Origin of the sequence: Lysinibacillus sp. NPDC096212, from assembly GCF_044763105.1 — a bacterium.
GTDB lineage: Bacteria > Bacillota > Bacilli > Bacillales_A > Planococcaceae > Lysinibacillus.
Map to the genome: position 1 here is coordinate 60,052 of NZ_JBIWFQ010000014.1, position 22,098 is coordinate 82,149.

18 protein-coding genes and 1 pseudogene are annotated in these 22,098 nt (G+C 36.8%); 1 reads left to right on the plus strand and 18 read right to left on the minus strand.

What is annotated here, in order from left to right; all coding sequences use genetic code 11:
- Positions 1-15: 15 nt before the first annotated feature.
- Positions 16-1,707, minus strand: a complete 1,692-nt coding sequence (locus ACIQ7T_RS14860) for a M3 family oligoendopeptidase (protein WP_402871228.1) — start codon at positions 1,705-1,707, stop codon at positions 16-18.
- A gap of 343 nt (positions 1,708-2,050) precedes the next feature.
- Between ACIQ7T_RS14860 and ACIQ7T_RS14865 the strand changes: the two genes are divergently transcribed.
- A complete protein-coding gene (locus ACIQ7T_RS14865; RefSeq protein ID WP_370080409.1) occupies positions 2,051-2,659 on the plus strand; it encodes a transglutaminase-like domain-containing protein in 609 nt (202 codons plus the stop codon).
- A 117-nt stretch (positions 2,660-2,776) separates the two neighbouring features.
- Here the strand turns inward: ACIQ7T_RS14865 and ACIQ7T_RS14870 are convergent, their stop codons facing one another.
- From ACIQ7T_RS14870 to ilvB, 17 genes and pseudogenes are all read right to left on the minus strand, one after another.
- Positions 2,777-3,958 (minus strand): iron-containing alcohol dehydrogenase, encoded by a 1,182-nt coding sequence (locus ACIQ7T_RS14870; protein ID WP_370080411.1) that lies wholly within the window; start codon positions 3,956-3,958, stop codon positions 2,777-2,779.
- 17 nt (positions 3,959-3,975) lie between these two features.
- Positions 3,976-4,821, minus strand: coding sequence for an AhlS family quorum-quenching N-acyl homoserine lactonase (gene ahlS, locus ACIQ7T_RS14875; RefSeq protein WP_370080413.1), 846 nt, complete (start codon positions 4,819-4,821; stop codon positions 3,976-3,978).
- A 127-nt stretch (positions 4,822-4,948) separates the two neighbouring features.
- Positions 4,949-6,370, minus strand: a complete 1,422-nt coding sequence (locus tag ACIQ7T_RS14880; RefSeq protein WP_402871233.1) for an aldehyde dehydrogenase family protein — start codon at positions 6,368-6,370, stop codon at positions 4,949-4,951.
- A 101-nt stretch (positions 6,371-6,471) separates the two neighbouring features.
- Entirely contained in the window at positions 6,472-7,467 is a 996-nt protein-coding gene (locus tag ACIQ7T_RS14885) for a LacI family DNA-binding transcriptional regulator (protein ID WP_402871235.1), read from the minus strand.
- Between the two features lie 90 nt (positions 7,468-7,557).
- The gene (locus ACIQ7T_RS14890) at positions 7,558-8,790 is read right to left on the minus strand and encodes an RtcB family protein (protein WP_370080421.1); all 1,233 of its coding nucleotides are present in this window, start codon (positions 8,788-8,790) and stop codon (positions 7,558-7,560) included.
- 144 nt (positions 8,791-8,934) lie between these two features.
- Positions 8,935-10,785, minus strand: a complete 1,851-nt coding sequence (locus ACIQ7T_RS14895; RefSeq protein WP_370080422.1) for a dynamin family protein — start codon at positions 10,783-10,785, stop codon at positions 8,935-8,937.
- A 233-nt stretch (positions 10,786-11,018) separates the two neighbouring features.
- Positions 11,019-11,900 (minus strand): ribokinase, encoded by an 882-nt coding sequence (gene rbsK, locus ACIQ7T_RS14900; RefSeq protein ID WP_370080423.1) that lies wholly within the window; start codon positions 11,898-11,900, stop codon positions 11,019-11,021.
- A gap of 92 nt (positions 11,901-11,992) precedes the next feature.
- On the minus strand, positions 11,993-12,166 hold the full coding sequence (locus ACIQ7T_RS14905) for a DUF2197 domain-containing protein (protein WP_370080424.1): 174 nt from the start codon (positions 12,164-12,166) through the stop codon (positions 11,993-11,995).
- A pseudogene (locus ACIQ7T_RS14910) lies at positions 12,163-13,188 on the minus strand (MFS transporter); the annotation flags it as partial. The pseudogene ACIQ7T_RS14910 and the gene ACIQ7T_RS14905, both read right to left, overlap by 4 nt.
- A gap of 12 nt (positions 13,189-13,200) precedes the next feature.
- The gene (locus ACIQ7T_RS14915) at positions 13,201-13,374 is read right to left on the minus strand and encodes a hypothetical protein (protein WP_370080425.1); all 174 of its coding nucleotides are present in this window, start codon (positions 13,372-13,374) and stop codon (positions 13,201-13,203) included.
- Positions 13,375-13,818: 444 nt separating this feature from the next.
- Positions 13,819-14,409, minus strand: coding sequence for a 3-isopropylmalate dehydratase small subunit (gene leuD, locus ACIQ7T_RS14920; protein ID WP_402871242.1), 591 nt, complete (start codon positions 14,407-14,409; stop codon positions 13,819-13,821).
- A gap of 30 nt (positions 14,410-14,439) precedes the next feature.
- On the minus strand, positions 14,440-15,849 hold the full coding sequence (gene leuC, locus ACIQ7T_RS14925) for a 3-isopropylmalate dehydratase large subunit (protein WP_370080427.1): 1,410 nt from the start codon (positions 15,847-15,849) through the stop codon (positions 14,440-14,442).
- A gap of 16 nt (positions 15,850-15,865) precedes the next feature.
- A complete protein-coding gene (gene leuB, locus ACIQ7T_RS14930) occupies positions 15,866-16,966 on the minus strand; it encodes a 3-isopropylmalate dehydrogenase (protein WP_370080429.1) in 1,101 nt (366 codons plus the stop codon).
- Between the two features lie 188 nt (positions 16,967-17,154).
- On the minus strand, positions 17,155-18,693 hold the full coding sequence (locus ACIQ7T_RS14935) for a 2-isopropylmalate synthase (RefSeq protein WP_370080431.1): 1,539 nt from the start codon (positions 18,691-18,693) through the stop codon (positions 17,155-17,157).
- Positions 18,680-19,714 carry a ketol-acid reductoisomerase gene (gene ilvC / locus ACIQ7T_RS14940; RefSeq protein ID WP_370080433.1) on the minus strand — a complete coding sequence of 345 codons (1,035 nt, stop codon included), beginning with the start codon at positions 19,712-19,714 and terminating at the stop codon, positions 18,680-18,682. The genes ACIQ7T_RS14935 and ilvC overlap by 14 nt, the downstream gene beginning before the upstream one ends.
- A 98-nt stretch (positions 19,715-19,812) precedes the next feature.
- Entirely contained in the window at positions 19,813-20,328 is a 516-nt protein-coding gene (ilvN, locus tag ACIQ7T_RS14945; protein ID WP_049664470.1) for an acetolactate synthase small subunit, read from the minus strand.
- On the minus strand, positions 20,325-22,091 hold the full coding sequence (gene ilvB, locus ACIQ7T_RS14950; RefSeq protein ID WP_370080435.1) for a biosynthetic-type acetolactate synthase large subunit: 1,767 nt from the start codon (positions 22,089-22,091) through the stop codon (positions 20,325-20,327). The genes ilvN and ilvB overlap by 4 nt, the downstream gene beginning before the upstream one ends.
- Positions 22,092-22,098 lie beyond the last annotated feature (7 nt).

Here is a 22,098-nt window from a genome sequence, read left to right on the forward strand (position 1 = left end):
GGCATTTTGTCGTAATTAATCATTCTTACTAAACCATGTATCAATGGAATTTATCATATTTTCAAATGCTTCTTCTTTAAATGGTGAGGCGATTCCTGAATGATCAAGTAAGTCTAGGAAAGATAAACGTCCCCCCTGTTTGCATATGTCCATATATACATTCCAAGCAGTATAAATATCTTTTTGTGCGATTGACCAAATCTGCAAGGCACAAATTTGAGCCATTGCATAGTCGATATAGTAAAATGGAAATTTAAATAAATGAGTTTGTTGGTGCCAAAAGTTCCCTTTTTTTAAGTAAGAGTGATTGTAGGTAGTTTTATATGGCATATATTTTTGTTCAATTTCAATCCATTTTTTCTTTCGCTCCACTGATGATAAGTTAGGATTTGTATAGATAAAATGTTGAAACTCATCAATACTAGCCCTATAAGGCATTGCAAAGATAGCATCTTCTAAGTGTGAATATCTATAATTCATTGCGTCATCCCCAAATATTTCTTCCATGTAAGGCCAAATAAGAAATTCCATTGTAATTGAGCTAATCTCACAAGCTTCCTTAGTGGGAAGTATAAATTCTGGTATGTTGTTATTTTGGTTAAAAATAGCCATTTGGAATGCATGACCAAATTCATGTGCCAGTACCTTTACATCCTTTCTTGATCCATTAAAGTTTGCAAAGATATATGGTATCTTTTCATTACATAAATAAGTAGTATAAGCACCTCTTGCTTTATTTTCTTTAATGGTTAAATCCATATATTTATTCTCATGCATTAACTTGAAAATCTCACCAGGTTGATTAGATAATTGTTGGAAAATAGTTTTAAATTTTTCTATCATCCAATTAGAATCTCCTTTAAGGATAGCCTCTCCGGTTTTAAACCTCACTTCTTCATCATAGTAGGTTAAGTTCTCAATCCCAATCCCAATCCGAATCCGTTGCTTTCCCCTTAATTTCTCGGATATAGGAACCATATATTTCAAAATCATTTTTCTAAAATCAGCCACCTCTTGTTGACCATAGTCAACCCTAGAAAGTCTAGCATATCCAAGTTCCACAAAAGAATTGTAACCGAGCTCTTTTGCTATTTGCGTTCTTACTTGAATTAAAGAATCAAAAAGTTCATCAATTCTATTTTCGTATTGCTCCAATAGTTCATATTTTTTTTCAATAGCCTGCTTTCTAAGCATTCTATCTGGAGATGAAACAAATTTATCTAATTGAGATAGATTTCTCTCTTCTCCTTTAAATTCAATCTTGGCATTTGCCATCAATCTTGTATATTCACTTATAAGATTGTTCTCTCTTTTTAATTTATCAATAACTGATGAACCAATAGTATTTACATTAATTTCAGCAAGATTCAGTAATTGTTTTCCATACTTTTGCTTAATTTGTTCTTTAAATGTGGACCTTATTAAGCGTTCATAATAACTCGCTACAACTTTTTCATATACCGGCCAATTTTTATTGATAAACTTTTGCTCTTCTTGATAATTCTTATCTGAGGTATCTAATTGTGCTCTTATCTCCGCAATAGTCATCATTGTTAAAACATGATTTCTAAGCGAATTAATCTTATCTATTAGCTTAAATTGCTCTTCGAATGAGTTTACAGAGTCAAACTTTCCTAATAGTTCAAATACCACTTCTTCAAATTTTACGATGTTAGGCCTCTCATATAAAAGCTGATCAAAAATCATTGCCTTCCCCTCCCTTCGCATTCCATATTATGGTATATTATGTACAACAGAATAAATAGTCTTATAATTCAAAACAATGCGTGCTATAATAGCGATATAAGATAATATAAATACCATTAGCATATACAAAAGGTCTGCTTTCATAAAAGCAGACCTTTTTGTTTTCTTAGATATAGTTCGATTCAATCTACCCTCTATTTTATCTCCTCGGCAATGGTATATATCATTTTTCTAATTAAACTAAACTGTACCGTCAGTTGAAAAATATATACTAACCACCTATCTTCGTTGTATATTAATACTTAACCACAAATAAAAATTCAACAGAAAGGGTTGGTGGTTTATGGGTTTTGTATTTGAATCTGAAAATTTAGGTGATTATTTAATTGAATTAGATGTGGTTGATTACTCTAATTCAATTATTAAAGAAAAAATTGAGGAACTTTTTAAGTCAACTCAAACAGAAATTGAAAAAACAAAAATTGCTTTTGAATTTGTTCGTGATGAAATATCACATTCTTGGGATATTCAAGGGAAAAAAGTTACTTGTCACGCATCAGATGTATTGAAGTATAAACAAGGTATTTGCTATGCAAAATCAAACCTTTTGGCAGCACTATTACGCTCGCAAGGAATTCCAACAGGTTTTTGTTATCAGCGTTTAATGTTGTTTGATACTCCAGAAAAAGGCTATTCGATTCACGCTTTGAATGCTGTTTATTTAAAGTCCCATAATAAGTGGATACGATTAGATGCTCGCGGAAACAAAACAGGTGTTAATGCTCAATTTTCATTAGATGAAGAAAAATTAGCTTTTTCAATTAACAAGGAACTTAACGAAGAGGATTATTCTATTATTTTTGCAAAACCAAACCATAAAACCATTGCTGTATTAAAAGAGCATACTGATGCATTGGAAATGTATAAACATTATTTACCTGAAAGTATATAGTCATTTCACTAACAGGGACTTTAGTTAAATTTTCGATTCAAGAAATATCCAAACAATCTTTGAGAAAACAGTCTAAAAAAAGAGAAACGCCCGCAATCAACGTTTCTCTTTTATTCATTATAGTAGATGAGGTTCTCGAACTTCTCCATCAAATGCAGCTCGATAAATAGTATAGATATCTTCTCGCTTAAGCGGCATCGGACTACGTGCTAAGATTCTTGTTTGCTTTGTCGCATCACCAGTTAGTTGTTCCAGTGCTAATTCTGGTATATTGAATCCTTTTAATGTTGACGGAATATTAACATCGTGAACAAGTTGCTTTAATGCATCTACACATTTATAGGAAGCCTCTTCTTGCGATAAATACGCAGATGAAATACCCATTGCATCTAAAATATCTTTCATACGTTTTTCGCAACTTTGACGAATATAGCCCATTACATATGGTAATAGCACTGCGTTGGAATCTCCATGAGCAATATGGAACTGGCCACCAAGTGGATAAGCTAAAGCATGTACTCCTGCAACACCAGCATTAAAAAAGGCTAAGCCTGCCAAATAACTGCCATAACTCATATCCGAACGAGCCTGTTTATTCTGAGAGTCATGCACTGCAGTTCGAATAGAGCCACTAATTAATTTAATGGCTTGTAGTGCAAGTGCATCAGTTACTTCATTGGCATTTATAGAAACATAAGCCTCTATTGCATGTGTTAAAGCATCTACGCCTGTAGCAGCGGTCACTTTTGGTGGTAAGGAAATCGTTAACGCAGGATCTATAATGGAGACATCTGCTAATAAGTAATCATGTGTAACAACATCCTTAGTTGTTTCAAGTGATAGTACGGATATATTTGTCACTTCTGAACCTGTGCCAGATGTAGTTGGAATTAATATCTTAGGTAACCCTTTATTTTCAAGAGTTTTTGTTCCCGTTAAATTTAAGTAATCTGCCACTTTTCCATCATGTGTTGCTAAAACAGCGGCAAGTTTCGCTAAGTCTAATGCACTTCCTCCCCCTAGACCAATGACTAAATCAAAATGATGCTTTCTTGTAAAATCAACTAGTTTTTCACCAATTGCGAGCGGTGGCTCAGGAGCAATATCGGTATAAATGGTTGTAGAGTACCCATTGTCTTGTAAAGGCTTTTCAACATTATCTGTTAAACCTAACTCTTTTAAAAATGGATCAGTAATAATTAAAATATTTTTCACCTTTAATTTTTCTACTTCTGGTAATAACTGGTTCAAACAACCCCAGCCTGTATAACTTGCAGGAGTAAAAGTTAATTTATGCATAATTGTTATGCTCCTATCTATTCATAATAACCTTCTGTCGATTTTCTAAAAGACTTAAATTGGGCAGAATCATGACCAAACCAAACTTGTGAATTTGTTTCATTTGCTAATCTTCTAATTCGTTCAACCGTAGAATTATAACCAACAGAATCATATAGTATTCCAGGTGGCTTGACAGGTGGCCCAAAGCTTTCAGCAGTGTAAATGGTATCTGAAGCTAAAATAATTCCACCCGTTTCTGGCATATTAATATGCAAACCTAGCATTCCCCATGCATGACCGCTACCAAAATTCAAAACTTGGATTCCTTCTGCAAGCTTCACATTATCCTCACCACGCTTAATTAAGCGCCATTGTAAGTTGTTCTTTATCCACATATCAATGTCACCCCAAATATATGCACCTTCTTTTACATTTCTTGCATATGTTTGTAAAGTTCCATTGAATTCATCTTCCTGCACAATTATTGTTGCATTCGTAAAAAGTTCTAAACAGCCTGCATGATCTAAGTGTAAATGTGAAGCAACAACATATTTAATATCTTCTGGACGCACATTTAACTCTTCCAAACGATGATGTAAATAGCATTCTTCTGGCATATTAATTGGGAATGCTTTTTGAGTAAATTCACCCCAGCGTCCTTCAGGTCCCATTGAGTTTGGGTTACAAGCTGTATCAAACAATATTTTTCCTTCTGGATGATCAATTAATACTGTATAAACTGGAAATTCTACAAATTCATTTGGCTGGTTTGGATGATCGATCGTTGCAGGGTTATGCATGGCAATCATATAGTTTTTATCCATTCGCATTGTTCCATTATCCATAACATACAATTTCGGATGCTGTTTGATTATGTTCATTTACAACCATCTCCATTTCTGAATCATTTGTGCCTCGGCGTAATTGTAGCTGACGCTTTGCTTTCACTACATAAAACATTTGTAGCCGACTCTTTGCTTTCGCTACATAAAACATTCGCTGAAGAAGTTAATTGTTATTCCAAATCACTAGCTTCATTTCTGTCATTTCCTCAACTGCATATTTGATTCCTTCTCGACCGGTTCCGCTTTCTTTAATGCCGCCATATGGCATATGGTCAACACGGTATGTCGGAACGTCATTTATAATGACACCCCCTACTTGTAATTTCTTTGAAGCTTTAAAGGCCATCTCGATTGAAGGTGTAAATATTCCTGCCTGTAAGCCATAATTTGAATCATTGACAGCATCAATGGCTTCTTCTATTGAAGAAACAGTATTGACAATTACAACAGGTGCAAATATTTCCTCACAAGATACACGGCTATGAGAGGATACATTAAATAATACTGTTGGAAGTAAAATATTATTTTCAATACGACCACCCGTCAGTACTTCGGCACCTTCTGCTACCGCTTCTTCTATCCATGTGACAGCACGCTGTTGCTCAGTTTCTGAAATCATCATCGCTAAATCTGTTGTTACATCTAGTGGGTCCCCTATTGTTAGCTGTTCTATTTTTGCTTTTAGTTTTTCTAAAAATACATCTATTATATTTTCTTTTACATATATACGCTGTAGGGAGATGCACACTTGACCTTGATTTGAAAAAGCTCCCATAACAATTCGGTCCATGATTTTATCGAGTTGAATCCCTTCATCAACAATAACACCAGCATTCGAACCAAGTTCTAATGTAACTTTCTTTAATCCTGCGCGATTACGAAGAGAAATGCCTACAGCAGGACTTCCCGTAAATGTAATCATTTTTACTTTTGGATGTGCTAAAAATACATCCCCTACTAGTTTTCCTTGCCCAGTTACTAAGTTAAATGCACCTGCTGGTAAGTTTGTTTGTGCCAATAGTTTTGCTAGAAAATGAGCAGATAAAGCTGTTTGTGTTGCAGGTTTCAAAACAATCGTATTTCCAGCTGCTAATGCTGGTCCAACTTTATGGGCTACTAAATTTTGTGGAAAATTAAAAGGTGTAATGGCCGCAATAACGCCTAATGGTTCGCGGATTGTATAACCAAATCTACCCTCTCCACTTTTAGATGCATCCATCGGAATCATTTCACCAGATAGTCGCTTCGCTTCTTCTGCTGCAAATTTGTAAGTTTCAATCGTTCGATCAATCTCAGCATACGCATACTTCAACGACTTTGCTGATTCTAATGAGATAATATTAGCTGCCTCATCTCTATTTACTGCAAATAGTTCAGATAATTGTTCTAAAATTTCTGCTCTTTGGAATGCCGTTAAAGCTGCCATTTCAGACTCTGCTAAATGAGCACTTTCAATTGCGCGCTGTACATCATCTTCAGTTGCCATCGCAAATTGAGCAATGACCTCTTTTGAGTAGGGGGATTGAACCTCCATAAATTCATCTGTCATTTGCCATTGTCCATTAATAAATAAGCTTTTTTTCAAGACCTGACTCACTCCTCTTTCGGAATGGTTACGTATTCATTTCTGAAAATAAAAAAATGAATACGTAACCATTTTAAGTTTTAAAAAATAAACTGAGGTCATCAGTTTATTTTTTTACATGTTGTATTTCTCGGGAAAAGCTTAACAGATTCTGTTTGTTGGATGCAAGTACTTTTTTTCTCCATTACCTCAAATAATTTTTCAATAGCAATAAATCCGAGGTTTTTTTCGGATGCTAAACCTACTGTTGTTAAAGCAATTGAATGGTGCTTACTGAGCTCAACATTATCAATGCCAATAATATTAAAATCTTTAGGAACATGAAAGCCCCTCTCTAAGCAAAGGTTTAAAATTTCAATAGCAATTGCATCTGTTGCGGCACAAATAGCAGTAGGTCTCGTAGGAAGCTTAAGTATTTCTTCAAATATTCGTTCAATATCGTCTTTTTTAGTATTTGTAAAAAATGCTGGCACTGTATTTATACCTATTCCGCTGTCCTTTAATGCATTTTTAAAGCCATTGTACCTTTCATAAAAAGTACTTATTTCATGTGGACCGCCAATCCAGCATATGTCATGATGACCTAAAGTTAAAATATGATTCGTCGCTATATAGCCAGCTTCCACATTATCAATTTCTACAAAATACCTGTTTTCTTGATGCTTGCGATTATACATGATAAAAGGTATGCCTCGTTTTTCAAGCTTAAAAAATAAGTCATCTTCATATAACATAGACGATAAAATTATCGCATCAGCCCTGGTTTCCAAAACAGAATTATAAATAGAATCTAAATTATCTTCCGTACCAAAATAAACATTTACTTTATAGCCCCGAGCATTAACATAATTAACGATTGCAGTTGTTGTATCGACAAAAAAAGGATTATGTAAAGGCCCTGATATCAAAGTAATAATGCCTGTTTTTTTCTGTACAAGCGATCTAGCAACATCATTTGGAATATAGTTTAATTCCTCAATAGCCTGCATTACTTTTTCGACAGTCTTCGGCTTTACGAGTTCAGGAGTATTTAACACTCTTGAAACCGTTGTTTGCGAGACACCCGCATACTTTGCCACATCTTTTGAAGATACCAAAAAACCACCCACTTCATCTTTGTAAGCCTATTTTATATCATTACAGATATATTGTTAATAGATAACCACGAATGCAAGCACTTTCTATTATTAGGAATTATTTTTATTTTTCCGCTCATAAGGCTTAGCTACTTCGCTAGCTTTAAAATTATAAACAGGTGTAATCACTTTTAATATATCTGCAGTTTCCTCGAGAACAGATGTAATTTCTGACATCGGCTTATATGCCATAGGGGCTTCATCTAATGTTTCTTCGTTTACAGATGTTGTCCAAATACCTTGCATCATCTCTTTAAAATCTTCCATGTTTAGTGCTTCTTTTGCTGCACGGCGAGAATACATTCGCCCTGCCCCATGTGGTGCTGAGTAATTCCAATCTGCATTCCCTTTCCCGATACAAATGAGTGAGCCATCTCGCATATTCATAGGAATAACGAGCTTCTCCCCTTTATTTGCTCGAACGGCTCCTTTTCTTAACGTCATTGTTTCTGTATCAATATAGTTATGGATCGTATCGAACGTTTCGTTAAAACGCCAGTTCATATGCTTGGAGATTGTTTCAGCAATTGTCCAACGATTCATCCGAGCATATTGCTGAGCAATTTTCATATCGTGAATATAATCATGGAAATACTCACCCTCTAAATAGGCTAAATCTTTTGGTACAATAGGGTTTTGCTCTTTACTAGCTTTAATCATTGCTTGAATTTCTTTTTCGCGCCCCTGATTTTTCAAATCGGCAATTTTTTCTTTTAAATCTTCTCGTTGTAATGTTTCATAGGCTCTTTTTTGATGCCAATTCGCTACCTTCGCTCCGACATAACGCGACCCAGTATGGATAAGTAAGTAATGTGTGCCTGCTTCGTCTTTTGCAAGCTCTATAAAATGATTGCCTCCCCCAAGTGTACCAAGCGATAGATTCGTATAGTCATCCTTTAAGCCACTCGCTACAAACTGTCTCCCCTCGAATTCAACAAAATGACGTGCAGAAGATACTTCCTGATGGATATTCTGTCCGCTTGGTATATGTGCTCGAATTGTAGCATCAAGTTTAGAAAAATCGATATCCGTCTCATTTAGCTCAGCTACAAATACACCGCAACCAACATCAATGCCTACAAGATTAGGCACTACACGATTTTGAAGCTGAATCGTTGTACCAATAACACAACCCTTCCCTGCGTGATAATCTGGCATAATCCGTACTTTTGTTCCTTCCATAAAGGCTTGATTTGCCAATTCTTTAATTTGATCGATAGCTGATTGTAAGGCTGTCTTTGAATAAATTTTCGCTTCAGTAAAACGTCCTTTAATTTGAATCATTTTAATCCCTCCTACTATCTATACGAAAATCGTCTTATTTAGTTTCAATTTTATATAATTAATCCCAATTTATAGAAAACTAGAAAATACATAAAAAAATGTTCTAAAATTATAAATAAATTTTAGAACATTTTCTTTTAACGTTTATTCTTCATATTGAATATCTAATTTTTTCGGTATTTCTGGTATATCGTTTGATTTTACATCTACTTCTGCTAAAGCTAACGTATGTAAAGGATATTTTTTCTGAACATCGAAAGGAATCGCAGTGCTCTCCATTTTATTGTTCATTTGACTACGTGCAAGTAGACCATTATTCGTCAGGTCAATGCTTATGATACTGTTAATCGTTTCTTTTAGCATTACAATATCTTTTTCTTTTAGCGGCATTTGTTCGTCCATTAAAAATGGTTGAATAGTTTCTTTAATATAGCCCTGCGCCTCTATTAAACAAGAAAATTCATTTAATTTATTTGCGTATAACTTTAATTGGCGTTTTTCTTTTGAACGTTGGTGATTTAGCTCTTGCACTTTCTGCTCAATACGTACCAAACGTTTTTTCGTTAACTCCATAAGATAACTTTGTATTGAATTAATGGACTGAAGCATCATTGCCTCCGCTTCTTGCACTTTTTCATATTGTGCAATACAAACAACTTGCTGCTCATTTAACTTGCTGACACGTTCTTTGAAAAATCCATTTTGTGTATGCTGACCAAAGATAGCCTTCATAAGACCTTTTCCGTGAATTTTTTTATGCTGGGCATCCAATCGATCATATTCACGTATATAATCGCTATGCATATTACGATATTCTCGTAACATTTGTTGATAAAAAACAGCCTTTTCTGTAAAGCTTTCCACTATTTCATCCTGTAAATAATCATTTTGTGAAATGGTTTGTAAAAGTTGGTATAATGTTTGAACATTTTTAAATACATTGGCAACCTGCTCATATTCTTGCTCATATTCAGTCACAATCGCTAAATCACGTTGATAACGTGAAAATTCGTATTGTGTATCGCCTGCATACTTTTCAATGTTCTCAACCGCAGATTGGAATGGATCTCTTTGTGGAATAACAGTTAATTCGAAGCGGAATCGTTCAAGCCATTGCAAGAAGCGAATTAAAATGCCATACGTTTTCTTATCACTATTTTCTGCAACTCGATGAATTTCTGAAATTAATTGCTCATACTGACTTTTTTCCCAAAGCTCATCACTATTAGTCTGTTTAGCTTCAATCGCTTCTCTTGCAGAGATAGCAACAAAATCACTTATTAAATGTCCAATTCGTTCTCTCTCAGCATTAATAAACGTCTGCGTATTTTCATTTGAATCGATAGCATTGATAACACAAAGGGGCTCAACACCTTTGTTTTTTAGCGTTTCCATCAATAAAATTTCAGGATAAATAGCCATCGAACCTGAGCGTAATACCCAAAAAATTTCGTCAACACGGTTCATTAATGCTTCTGGGAAGTAGGCCATTTCTCCTCCCCCAGCTTCCAATGAAACAGAATCAATAATTGTTACTGATTTTAATAAATCGTTTTTCAAATATACTTCTAAGTAATCTAAATGTTCTCGTAGTATTTGAGATGCAAAAGTATCGCTAGTTGTCAATAATTCTAGCTTGCTCATATCGAATATTGCTACAACGCCATCTAAAAAATACGCCTTTATTTCTTCATGCTCACCGTATCGCAAAAATGTATTTACCCCTGTTGGATGCTGATCACTAACAGGCAAAACTTGACGTCCTAAAAGTCCATTTACAAGTGTTGTTTTTCCAACACGCTCTTTCCCAACAATAAGAATCATCGTTTCGTTGTTAGCATCTTGAATGATACGATTTAAATGTTTAGCTGTATCTTTTACATATGTATTTTGTACAATAATGCCATGTAATTGTCGAAAATGATCAACAAGCTGTGGCAAAATATTATTCGCTGAGGCTGTATATTCGATCGGCACATTATCAATATTTGTCATCCTCAAAACCTCTTTTCGTATGTATCTAAAGTTATTATAAATGAAAATATTCACTTATTAATACATAGTACTAAGAAATAACGACAAAAAAGGACAATATACTTAAATATAAGTGTCACAAATAGGTAATTAATCTTACGCTATTGAACAGACTATCTCAGATATTATTACTCATTCAGACTAAAAGAAATAAAAATTATTATTATAAATTCGTAAGAGAGTTAGTTTCTTCTTCATTCTTCAATTCCAGCCATACGTGAGTACACCGCTCCAAGTGTTGGCATTCCACCTTGCGCACCGAATTCCTCCACCGATAATGAAGCTGCAATATTTGCAAAATACACAGCCTGATCCAATGATTGCCCTTCTACTAAAGCATAAGCGAGTGCACCGTTAAACGTATCACCTGCACCTGTTGTATCTACCGCTTTCGTCAAATAACCCGGAACATGAATAGGATATTCACCATCAAAATAGCGTGCGCCATCACTACCTTGCGTAATAATCATTTTATTAGGATACTTTTCTAATATTCGCTCAACATCATCTCCAAAAATTTCGGCACACTCCGTTTCATTTGGTGTGATATAGGTAATATCCTCCATCCATTGCACATCAAAATTAGCCGCTGGTGCAGGATTTAATAAAACAGGTACATTCGCTTCTTTACAAAGTTTTATCGCATAAGCAGTCGTTTCCACTGGGATTTCTAGCTGCATAATGACCATTTGACTTTTTTGAATGATTTCTTTCGCTGCCTCTATATGCGCAGGCATTAGTTCATAATTTGCCCCAGGCACTACTATAATACGGTTATCATTATTGTAGATTAAAATATTAGCAATCCCAGTAGGTGCCGAAACGCTTGTAATAGCTTCAGTTTGAACATGCTCCTGCTGTAAAACTGTGCGCAATGTTTCTCCAAAACTATCGGAGCCTACACAGCCGATCATTGTGACTTCACTTCCAAGACGTGCCGCAGCAATTGCCTGATTAGCCCCTTTTCCTCCTGGAATCGTTTGAAAATCTTTACCAAGAATCGTTTCACCCTGCTTTGGAAAAACCCCCATTTGTACAACTAAATCCATATTTATACTACCTATAACTGTAATCATCTTTTGACCTACCTTCCATCTTATTTTTCCATTTTAACTGAGAAAACAATAGAAGGACAGGTCATTTACATTTGAAAAATATGGGGTTATTTTCAATTAATTTTTCCCAATAAACCTTTCCTTGCCTCTAATTCAATTTTTCTATCACAATCTTCACAGGAAAACTTCCCGTCCATATTTTCTTTATATAGTTTATATTTCCTTGTACCTTCTACAACTTCAAATATTTTCTTACAAAAAATACAATGAACCTTATAGCTAATCATGATACTTCCTCCTTTAACCCGATGTAGTTTTTCGGGGAATATAGCACAAAATATAATGAGATTGACAATAAAATACTGATAATACCGAAAACAATTGCAGTCATTTGAAGCGTAAATAATTCTGCAAACAGACCTAATAGTAAAGTAAAGGAGATTTGTAAAATATTTTGAAAAATACTAGAAATACTACCGAATCTCCCCATCATTTCAGGTGGTACATTTTGCTGATAAAACGCTTCATAACCAGTATTACTAAATGCCATAAAAAAGCCTAAAAAAACGAAACTTACAAATGTCAAAATACTCGATGTCGAGGCATAAAAAGCTGTATAAAACAGCATTGTCAGGAACAAACCAAAAGCCATATATGACCGAGTGGACCATTTTTTGGCGAAGCTTGCAGCAACCATTCCACCTAAAATTGCTCCAGCTCCTGCACTACTCACAAAGGCTCCATATAAGCTATCGGATAAAGCCAAATCTTGTTTTATAAATGTTGTTTCCTGAGAATCAAGCGCAAAAGCAATCATTAATGTACTTTGAAACAGTAAATAAATCATTATAAATAATGAATTTTGTCGAATGAAAGCTATTACAGTTAGATAGTCATTTTTTAGTATTTGCCAAGTAATACGTTGCAGTGAAGTTTCCTTCACATCATCTACATCAGGTAATAAGTAAATGATCAAAGCACAAACAAAAAATGTAAAGCTGTTAAACCAAATCGTAAATGTTGTATTAAAAAGCATGATGAGGAGTCCTGCAAGAGCTGGACCTACTAAAAACGAGCCTGAATTGAACGTGCCAAGTATTGCGTTGAATCGTTGTCTATCTTCTGAAGGAACAAACTTTGTAATATAATATGTACTACTAGGCCCAAAGAAACTACTCGCTATATTCGCTAAAAATAACAGTGTATAGATGAGCCAAATTGATTCCATAAACGGCATACAAAAAACAATGAAACCTCGTATAATATCAGTTGCAATCATCAACTTGCGTTTATTCATACGATCAATAAAAGAGCCAGCTACCTAACTTGTTAAAACTCTTGCTATTGGTCCGACAATAAAGATTCCAGCCATCGCTGCCGGCGATTGTGTTAAATGCCATATAAATAAATTTAGCGCTACAAGGTAAATCCAGTCCCCTAATTTTGAAAAACCTAAGCCTCCAATTAATAAGCTGTATTTTCGAAGGATTTTCATTATATAGTTCCTCCCTTTATTACTTTTCACAAAAGTATTCTGGTAAATGTTTAAATAAACTGACTCATCACCAAAACGTGTAGATAATTTCCGTCCCAACTTATATGCACGAGATATGTTTTAACAAATGTCATCCCTAACTTATAGTGTTGGGACAATAATCTGGATAATGTTCCATTTATTCCCGTAACTCTATTTTTATATTATCAAAATATTACTTCAATTTGTTGCGTTTTTTGAAAATAAACATTTAAATAACTAAAGTGGTTTTTAATTGGAACTATGTTATTTAGTAAGGAATAATCATTTACCAATATAGGAGTTAGGAGGTTTCCCTGTTACCTGAGCAATTTCCACTTCAATCAAAGCCCCCCTTCTTTAAGCAACAAAAAAAACTGAAGACAACTTAATATGTCTTCAGTCAAAAGGTCAGCGCTCAATCTATTAAAATACAATACGCTGTGCTTCGTAAGCAGCAATATGTTCTTCGTATTTAAAGGTTAGAGCAATCTCATCCCAACCATTTAGCAATGTTTCTTTATAGTAAGGATCGATGCTAAATTTATAAACTGTACCATCTTCACCCGTTACTGTTTGTGCTTCTAAATTGACTTCCATCTTGTACGGATTTTCTAAGCTTTTTGCTAAAATTTCATCACACTCTGCTGCAGTTAGTTTGATTGGTAAAATCCCATTTTTGAAGCAGTTATTATGGAAAATATCTGCGAATGATGGTGCAATTACTACATTGAAGCCATAGTCTAAGATTGCCCACGGTGCATGTTCACGAGATGAACCACAGCCGAAGTTATCTTGAGCTACTAAAATTTTAGAGTCTTTAAATTCAGGTTTGTTTAATACAAAATCCTTCATTTCATTGCCCTCTGCATCAAAGCGCCAATGGTAAAATAAATACTGACCAAAACCTGTACGCTCAATACGCTTTAAAAACTCTTTTGAAATAATTTGGTCTGTATCGACATTTTTACGATCGAGTGGTGTTATCACACTGTTTACGATATTAATTGGTTCCATTTGCAATCATCCCTTCCGTGTAAATGGAAATTACACAGTTTCCTTTACGAATTCACGAACATCTACAAAGTGACCAGCAATTGCTGCAGCTGCTGCCATTGGTGGCGATACTAAGTGTGTACGAGAACCAGCTCCTTGGCGTCCTTCAAAGTTACGGTTTGAAGTTGATGCACAGCGTTCACCAGCTGGTACTACATCATCATTCATTGCCAGACACATTGAGCAACCTGTCTCACGCCATTCAAAGCCAGCAGCTGTAAAGATTTTATCTAATCCTTCTGCTTCTGCTTGTTTTTTCGTCGAATATGAGCCTGGCACAACGATTGCTGTTACATTTTCATGTACCTTACGCCCTTCGATGACATTTGCAGCTGCCCGTAAATCACTGATGCGTGAGTTTGTACAAGAACCGATAAATACGTGTTGAATATCGATTGAAGTTAATGGTTGACCTTCCTCTAAGCCCATGTAGGCAAGTGCTTTGCGAAGAGCAGCTTTATCTGACTCATCCTCATAATCGGCCTGTGTTGGAACATTACTTGAAACACCTGAACCCATTGACGGATTCGTTCCCCAAGTGATGATTGGCTCAATTTCTTCAGCTTGAATGATACGAACTGTATCATATGTTGCATCTTCTTCGGATGCTAAGCTTAACCAATAATCTGCTGCTTCCTCAAACTTTTCTCCTTGTGGTGCATGTTTACGACCACGGATATAGTCAACAGTCGTTTGGTCAGGCGAAATTAGCCCTGCCTTTGCACCCGCTTCGATTGACATATTACAAATTGTCATCCGTTCTTCCATAGCAAGCTTGTGGATAGCCTCTCCAGTGAATTCCACAATATGTCCTGTGCCGACACCGATACCGAATTTCGAAATAATCGCTAGAATAATATCTTTGGCAGCTACACCTACAGGAAGCTCACCCTCTACACGAATTTCCATTGTTTTCGGCTTATTTTGCCATAATGTCTGTGTTGACAATACATGTTCTACCTCAGATGTACCAATCCCGAAAGCAATCGCTCCGAACGCGCCATGTGTAGACGTATGGGAGTCACCACAGACAATCGTTTTACCAGGCTGCGTTAAACCTAGCTCTGGTCCAATTACGTGAACAATTCCTTGGTCAGGATGGCCCATTCCCGCAAGTTCAACGCCAAATTCTTCAGCATTTTTAGCTAACGTTTCGATTTGGTTACGCGCAATCGGATCATGAATCGTTGGTAGATTTTTTGTAGGCACGTTATGATCCATTGTCGCAAAGCTTAAATCCGTGCGACGCACTTGACGTCCGTTCATTCGTAGACCTTCAAAGGCTTGCGGAGAAGTTACTTCATGAATTAAATGGAGATCAATATATAACAGGTCCGGTTTGCCCTCTTCCTGATAAACCAAATGTTTATCCCAAATCTTTTCAATTATATTTTTGCCCATTATCTTCACCTATTTCTTAAATGTATGTTGTCATAATGCTTTCTGAAACAAAGCTTGTATCAATCTCGTTAATGACTTTATCTGTCCATTCATTCGTCGATAGTATACGACTACCATCACGCGCAAGATCTGCTGTGAAATAGCCATCATCAAATACTGCACTTACAGCACGTTCGATTTCTGCTGCTTCTTCTTTTAAGCCAAATGAATATTGTAACATCATGGCCACTGAAAGAATGGTTGCGGCTGGATTTGCAACGCCTTGACCGGCAATTTCTGGTGCTGAGCCATGTACTGGTTCATATAGACCAAAATTATCTCCGCGAATGGATGCAGATGGTAATACGCCTAAAGAGCCTGTAATAACAGATGCTTCATCACTTAAAATATCTCCAAACATATTTTCAGTAACTACCACATCATAATGACCAGGGTTAGTAATTAATTTCATCGCAACTGAGTCTACTAAATTGTGCTCCACCTGTACATCTGGATACTCTTTTTTCTTCGCTTCAACAACTTCTCGCCATAAACGACTTGTTTCAAGTACATTTGCTTTATCAACTGAGCATAATTTGCCTCCACGTAAACGTGCTAATTCAAAGGCATTTTCAACAATACGCTCAACTTCTGCAGTTGAGTAAACAGTTGTATCAATCGCGCCATTCTCAGTACGCATACGTGGTTCCCCGAAGTATACGCCGCCTGTTAATTCACGTACAATCATTAAATCGACGTTTTCGGCTACTTCACGCTTTAATGGTGAAGCATCTAGTAAACTCGGGAACGCCTTTACTGGACGTAGGTTTGCGAATAAGTCAAAGTGTTTGCGAATACGTAGTAATCCTTTTTCTGGACGTAATTCAGGTGGATTATTATCCCATTTCGGGCCGCCAACGGCACCAAGTATAACTGCGTCACTATTTTCACACATCTCAATTGTTTCATCTGGTAGTGGATTATTGTGTTGGTCGATGGCAGCGCCTCCGATTGTTGCATAACCTAAATGGAATGTATGGTTGAATCGCTTACCAATCACCTGTAATACACGTACAGCAGAAGCAACAACCTCTGGCCCAATTCCGTCACCAGGAAGTACTGTAATTTTTTTCTCCATCGTCAAAACACCTTTCTTTGTATAGCGTTGAACTACGCTATTTTAGTAAGACTCTCACCTATATTAATAGGTGAGGTCATCAATATTACGACTACACGAAATTGGCACATTGCCTTTGGGATATGAATGATGCTGACTCAATTCACTACCGTTAAATCTACTAAATTCATAAAAAGCTGGGTGATCGATTAACTTACAGGCTGTGTACGAAGGCTTGCTTGTATTAAATGACGGTTAATCGCATTTAAATAAGCTTTTGCCGATGCTTCTAAAACATCCTGTGATGAGTTTCGTCCGGTTGTTGAAATGCCATCATATCGAATATTAATCACAGCTTCTCCTAATGCATCTCGTCCCTTACCAACAGACTTAACTCGATAATCAACCACATGAATATCTCCTTGAACAAGTTGCTCAAGCGTATTGAAAATAGCTTCAACTGAGCCAGAACCTGTTGCCACAACTGTCTTTTCCAAACCTTCTGGTGTTAAAACAATCGCTGTTGCTGTTGGTATATTTTCTGTACCATATTGTACCTGTACCATCTTTAATTCGTAGAGTGGAACATCTTCTATTTGAACTTGTTGCTCAGTAAGAAGCGTTAGTAAATCTTCTTCTGTAATTTCTTTTTTACGATCAGCAAGCTTTTTAAATTCAGTAAATGCTTTATTTAGTTTTTCATCCGAAAGATTGAATCCCATTGTTTCCGCTCTGTCACGGAATGCTGCGCGGCCTGAGTGTTTACCTAGAACGAGTGGTACCTCCCCTTCACCAATAAGGGCAGGTGTAATAATCTCGTACGTTTCAGGATTTTTTAACACACCATCTTGGTGAATACCAGATTCGTGTGCAAATGCGTTTTTACCAACAATCGCTTTATTCGGCTGAATAACCACATTCGTAAGTTTACTGACTAATTGAGATGTACGCTTAATTTCTTGTAAATGAATACCTGTTGCTACAGGGTAGATATCTTTACGGATATGAAGGGCAACTGCGATTTCTTCAAGCGCTACATTTCCAGCACGCTCTCCGATACCGTTAATCGTACCCTCAACTTGTGAGGCACCATTTTCAATGGCTGCAATCGTGTTAGCGGTTGCCATACCTAAATCATCATGGCAATGCGCAGAGAATTTTACCTTATCAGCACCTTTTACGTTTTCAAGTAGGAATTTAAATAATGCACCATATTCTTGTGGTGATGCATATCCTACTGTGTCAGGTACATTAATGGTAGTTGCACCTGCCGCAACAACATCATTCATAATACGTACTAAAAAATCACGATCTGAGCGAAATGCATCTTCTGCAGACCATTGTACAAGCGGAAAGAATTTTTTCGCATATTTTACGGCTTCAACCGCTTGTTCTACCACTTGATCAGGTGATTTTTTTAGTTTGTATTCCATATGAATGGGAGATGTTGCTAGGAAAATATGAATGTGTGGTTGTTCGGCCACTTTAATGGCTTCCCAAGTTGTGTCGATATCTTTTTGTATACAGCGAGCTAAGCCTGTTACGATCGAGTTTTTCACTGTTCCTGCAATACGATTTACCGCCTCAAAGTCACCGGGTGACGAAGCAGGAAAACCTGCTTCAATAATTGTCACTCCTAGGCGCTCTAGTTGCTTGGCGATTTCAATCTTCTCTGCTGTGTTTAGATTAATACCAGCAGATTGTTCGCCGTCGCGAAGTGTTGTATCGAAAATATCAATTTTTCGCACTTGCAGCCACTTCTCTTACAACCTTTTCTTTACCTTCGTTGATGAATGGCATCATAGCACGTAATTTAGCACCAACTTCTTCGATTTGGTGGTTTGCACCAGCTTCTTTGAATTTTGTATATTCTGGACGACCGTTTTCATTTTCTTGAATCCAACGGCGAGCGAATGTACCATCTTGAATATCCGTTAATACATCTTTCATACGAGCTTTTACAGAGTCGTCGATAAGACGTGGTCCTGCCACATAGTCACCCCACTCTGCAGTATCCGATACTGAGTAACGCATTGTTGCCATACCACCTTCAAACATTAGGTCAACAATTAATTTTAGTTCGTGAAGCGTTTCAAAGTATGCTAATTCTGGTTGGTAGCCAGCTTCTACTAATGTTTCGAAACCTGCTTTTACTAATTGTGTAGCACCACCGCAAAGTACTGCTTGCTCACCGAATAAATCAGTTTCAGTTTCTTCTTTGAATGTTGTTTCAAGTAAACCGCCACGAGCTGCACCGATTCCTTTACCGTATGCAAGAGCTAAATCTTTTGCTTGACCAGTTGCATCTTGATGAATTGCGAATAATCCTGGTACCCCAGCACCTTCTTGGAATTGACGACGAACTAAGTGTCCTGGACCTTTCGGCGCAACTAAGAATACGTCCACATCTGCTGGTGGTGTAATTTGACCGAAATGAATGTTAAAGCCATGTGCAAACATAAGTGCTTTACCAGCTTCAAGATGTGGAGCAATTTCAGCCTCATATACAGCTTTTTGGCGCTCATCTGGAAGTAAAATTTGGATAACATCTGCTTCTTGCGCTGCTTCAGCAACAGTTTTTACATCTATTCCATCCGCTTTTGCTGCATCGAATGATCCGCCTGGACGAACTCCTACTACTACATCGAATCCTGATTCTTTAAGGTTTAATGCATGTGCATGACCTTGTGAACCATAACCGATGATTGCGATTTTTTTCCCTTTTAATACTTCCTCGTTGATGTTTTGTTCATAGTACATAGTAGCCATTGTTTGTTTCCTCCTAATTTTGGGTTTGTTTTTTCAACCTCGGATGCAAGTAAGCCAACAAGGGCTACGCATCCTAAGCTGTGAATTTTATATGCAAACTATTTTAAAATAGAGAGCTGCGTATTTGAGATTTTTTGTGTTTCACGAACAGATGCAGTAGCCCCTGTACGCGTTAATTCTTTAATACCATAAGGTCGAATTAGTTCAATAAAGGCATCAATCTTATCTGGATCGCCTACTACTTGATATGTGACAACGTTTTTCGCTGTATCAATAATTTGTGGACGGAATGGTTCAACTATTGAATTCATTTCCAATCGTAAGTTTGGTGGTGAAATTACCTTCACAAGCGCTAACTCGCGTAGCACGATTGATTTATCTGTAATGTCATTGACCTTTAACACATCAATTTGCTTCGATAACTGCTTCACTAGCTGTTCAATTTTACGCTCATCCTCAACGTTTACAACAAAAGTCATTTTCGAAAAGTTTGGCTGTTCTGTATGACCAACTGTGATTGATTCAATATTAAATTGACGCTTCATAAGTAAGCCTGTTACGCGATTTAATACACCGCTTTGGTTAATCACTGTTACTGTAATTACTCGTTTCAATTCTTTTTCACCCCAATCATTTCATGTAGGCCTTTACCTGGTGCTACCATTGGGTAAACACATTGGCTCTGTTTAACACGACAATCAATTAACACTGGCTCATCAGAAAGTAGTGCCTCGCGGAAAATACTTTCCGCTTCATCGATTGTGTTAATTCGGTAGCCCTTAAGACCATATGCATCCGCTAATTTAACAAAATCTGGTTGGATCGGCATTAATGAAGATGAATAACGCTCCTCGTAGAATGTTTCTTGCCATTGGCGTACCATTCCTAGACAGCTATTATTTATAATCACTACTTTTACCGGTAAGTTGAATTCTTGTAGTATAGAAAGCTCTTGTGCAGTCATTTGGAATCCTGCATCACCTACAATGGAAACAACTTTTTTGTCTGGTTTCGCAAACTGGGCGCCAATTGCAGCTGGGAAGCCGAAGCCCATCGTACCAAGTCCACCAGACGTTACCCATCCGTGATCATTGTTTAAGCGATAATATTGTGCAGCCCACATTTGATGCTGACCAACATCTGTAGTGACAATCGCGTCACCTTCTGTAATTTTATGCACAAGCTCTAATGCTTCCTGCGGTAAAACTTCTTTGTCCGCTGACTCCTTGCTGTACCATAATGGATATTCTTTTGCATGATTATTTAAGAACGCTAGCCATTCTGTTGTATCAGGGCCATCGAAGTCCTTTTTCAATAATGCTTTTAATGCTTCTTTAGCATCTGCAACGATCGGAATATCTGTCGGCACGTTTTTTCCAATTTCCGCTGGATCGATATCGATGTGTATGATTGTTGCATTTGGAGCGAATGTTGCTAAATTACCAGTTAAACGGTCATCAAAGCGAGCTCCGATATTCAACAATAAATCTGATTTTGTAATAGCTGTGTTCGACGTTGCGGTTCCATGCATTCCTGCCATACCAAGGAATAATTCATGCTCTCCATGGATTGAACCAAGTCCTAGTAGAGTGTTTGCTACTGGAATTCGATATTTTTCAGCGAATGCTGTTAACTCTTCTTTTGCGTCTGCAAAGAGGACACCAGCTCCAGCTAAAATGACTGGATTTTTGGCCAATGAAATCGCTTGAATGGCCTTTTGAACTTGTAAATAATTCGGTTTATATGTTGGTTGATAACCCGGTAAATATATTTCATCAGGAGCCTGTGGTGGATTTTCCACATCAAATAACATTTGAGAAACGTTTTTCGGGAAATCTACTACAACAGGACCCTTCCGACCAGTGCTTGCAATATGGAAAGCCTCTTTAACAATACGCGGGATATCATTAACATCCTGTACCTGATAATTGTGCTTCGTAATTGGTGTCGTAATCCCCATAATATCCGCTTCTTGGAAAGCATCTGTCCCAATCACAGATGTTGAAACTTGACCTGTGAATACAACTAATGGGATGGAGTCAATCATCGCATCAGCAATACCAGTTACTAAGTTTGTTGCCCCCGGACCGCTTGTCGCAATAACAACACCTGTTTTATTGGAAACACGTGCATAACCTTCCGCTGCATGGATTGCACCTTGTTCATGTCTAGTTAAAATATGACGAATCGGATTTTTATACATCGCATCATAGATTGGTAGTACCGCTCCACCTGGGTAACCAAAAACAATTTCAACACCTTGTTCATGCAGTGCTTGCACTAATACATCAGCACCATCTTTCGCTTGATAGGTTTGTTCAACTTTTGCTACTGTTGCTAATTCTTCTTTCTCATTGATAGAAACATTCGTACTCATCAAATAT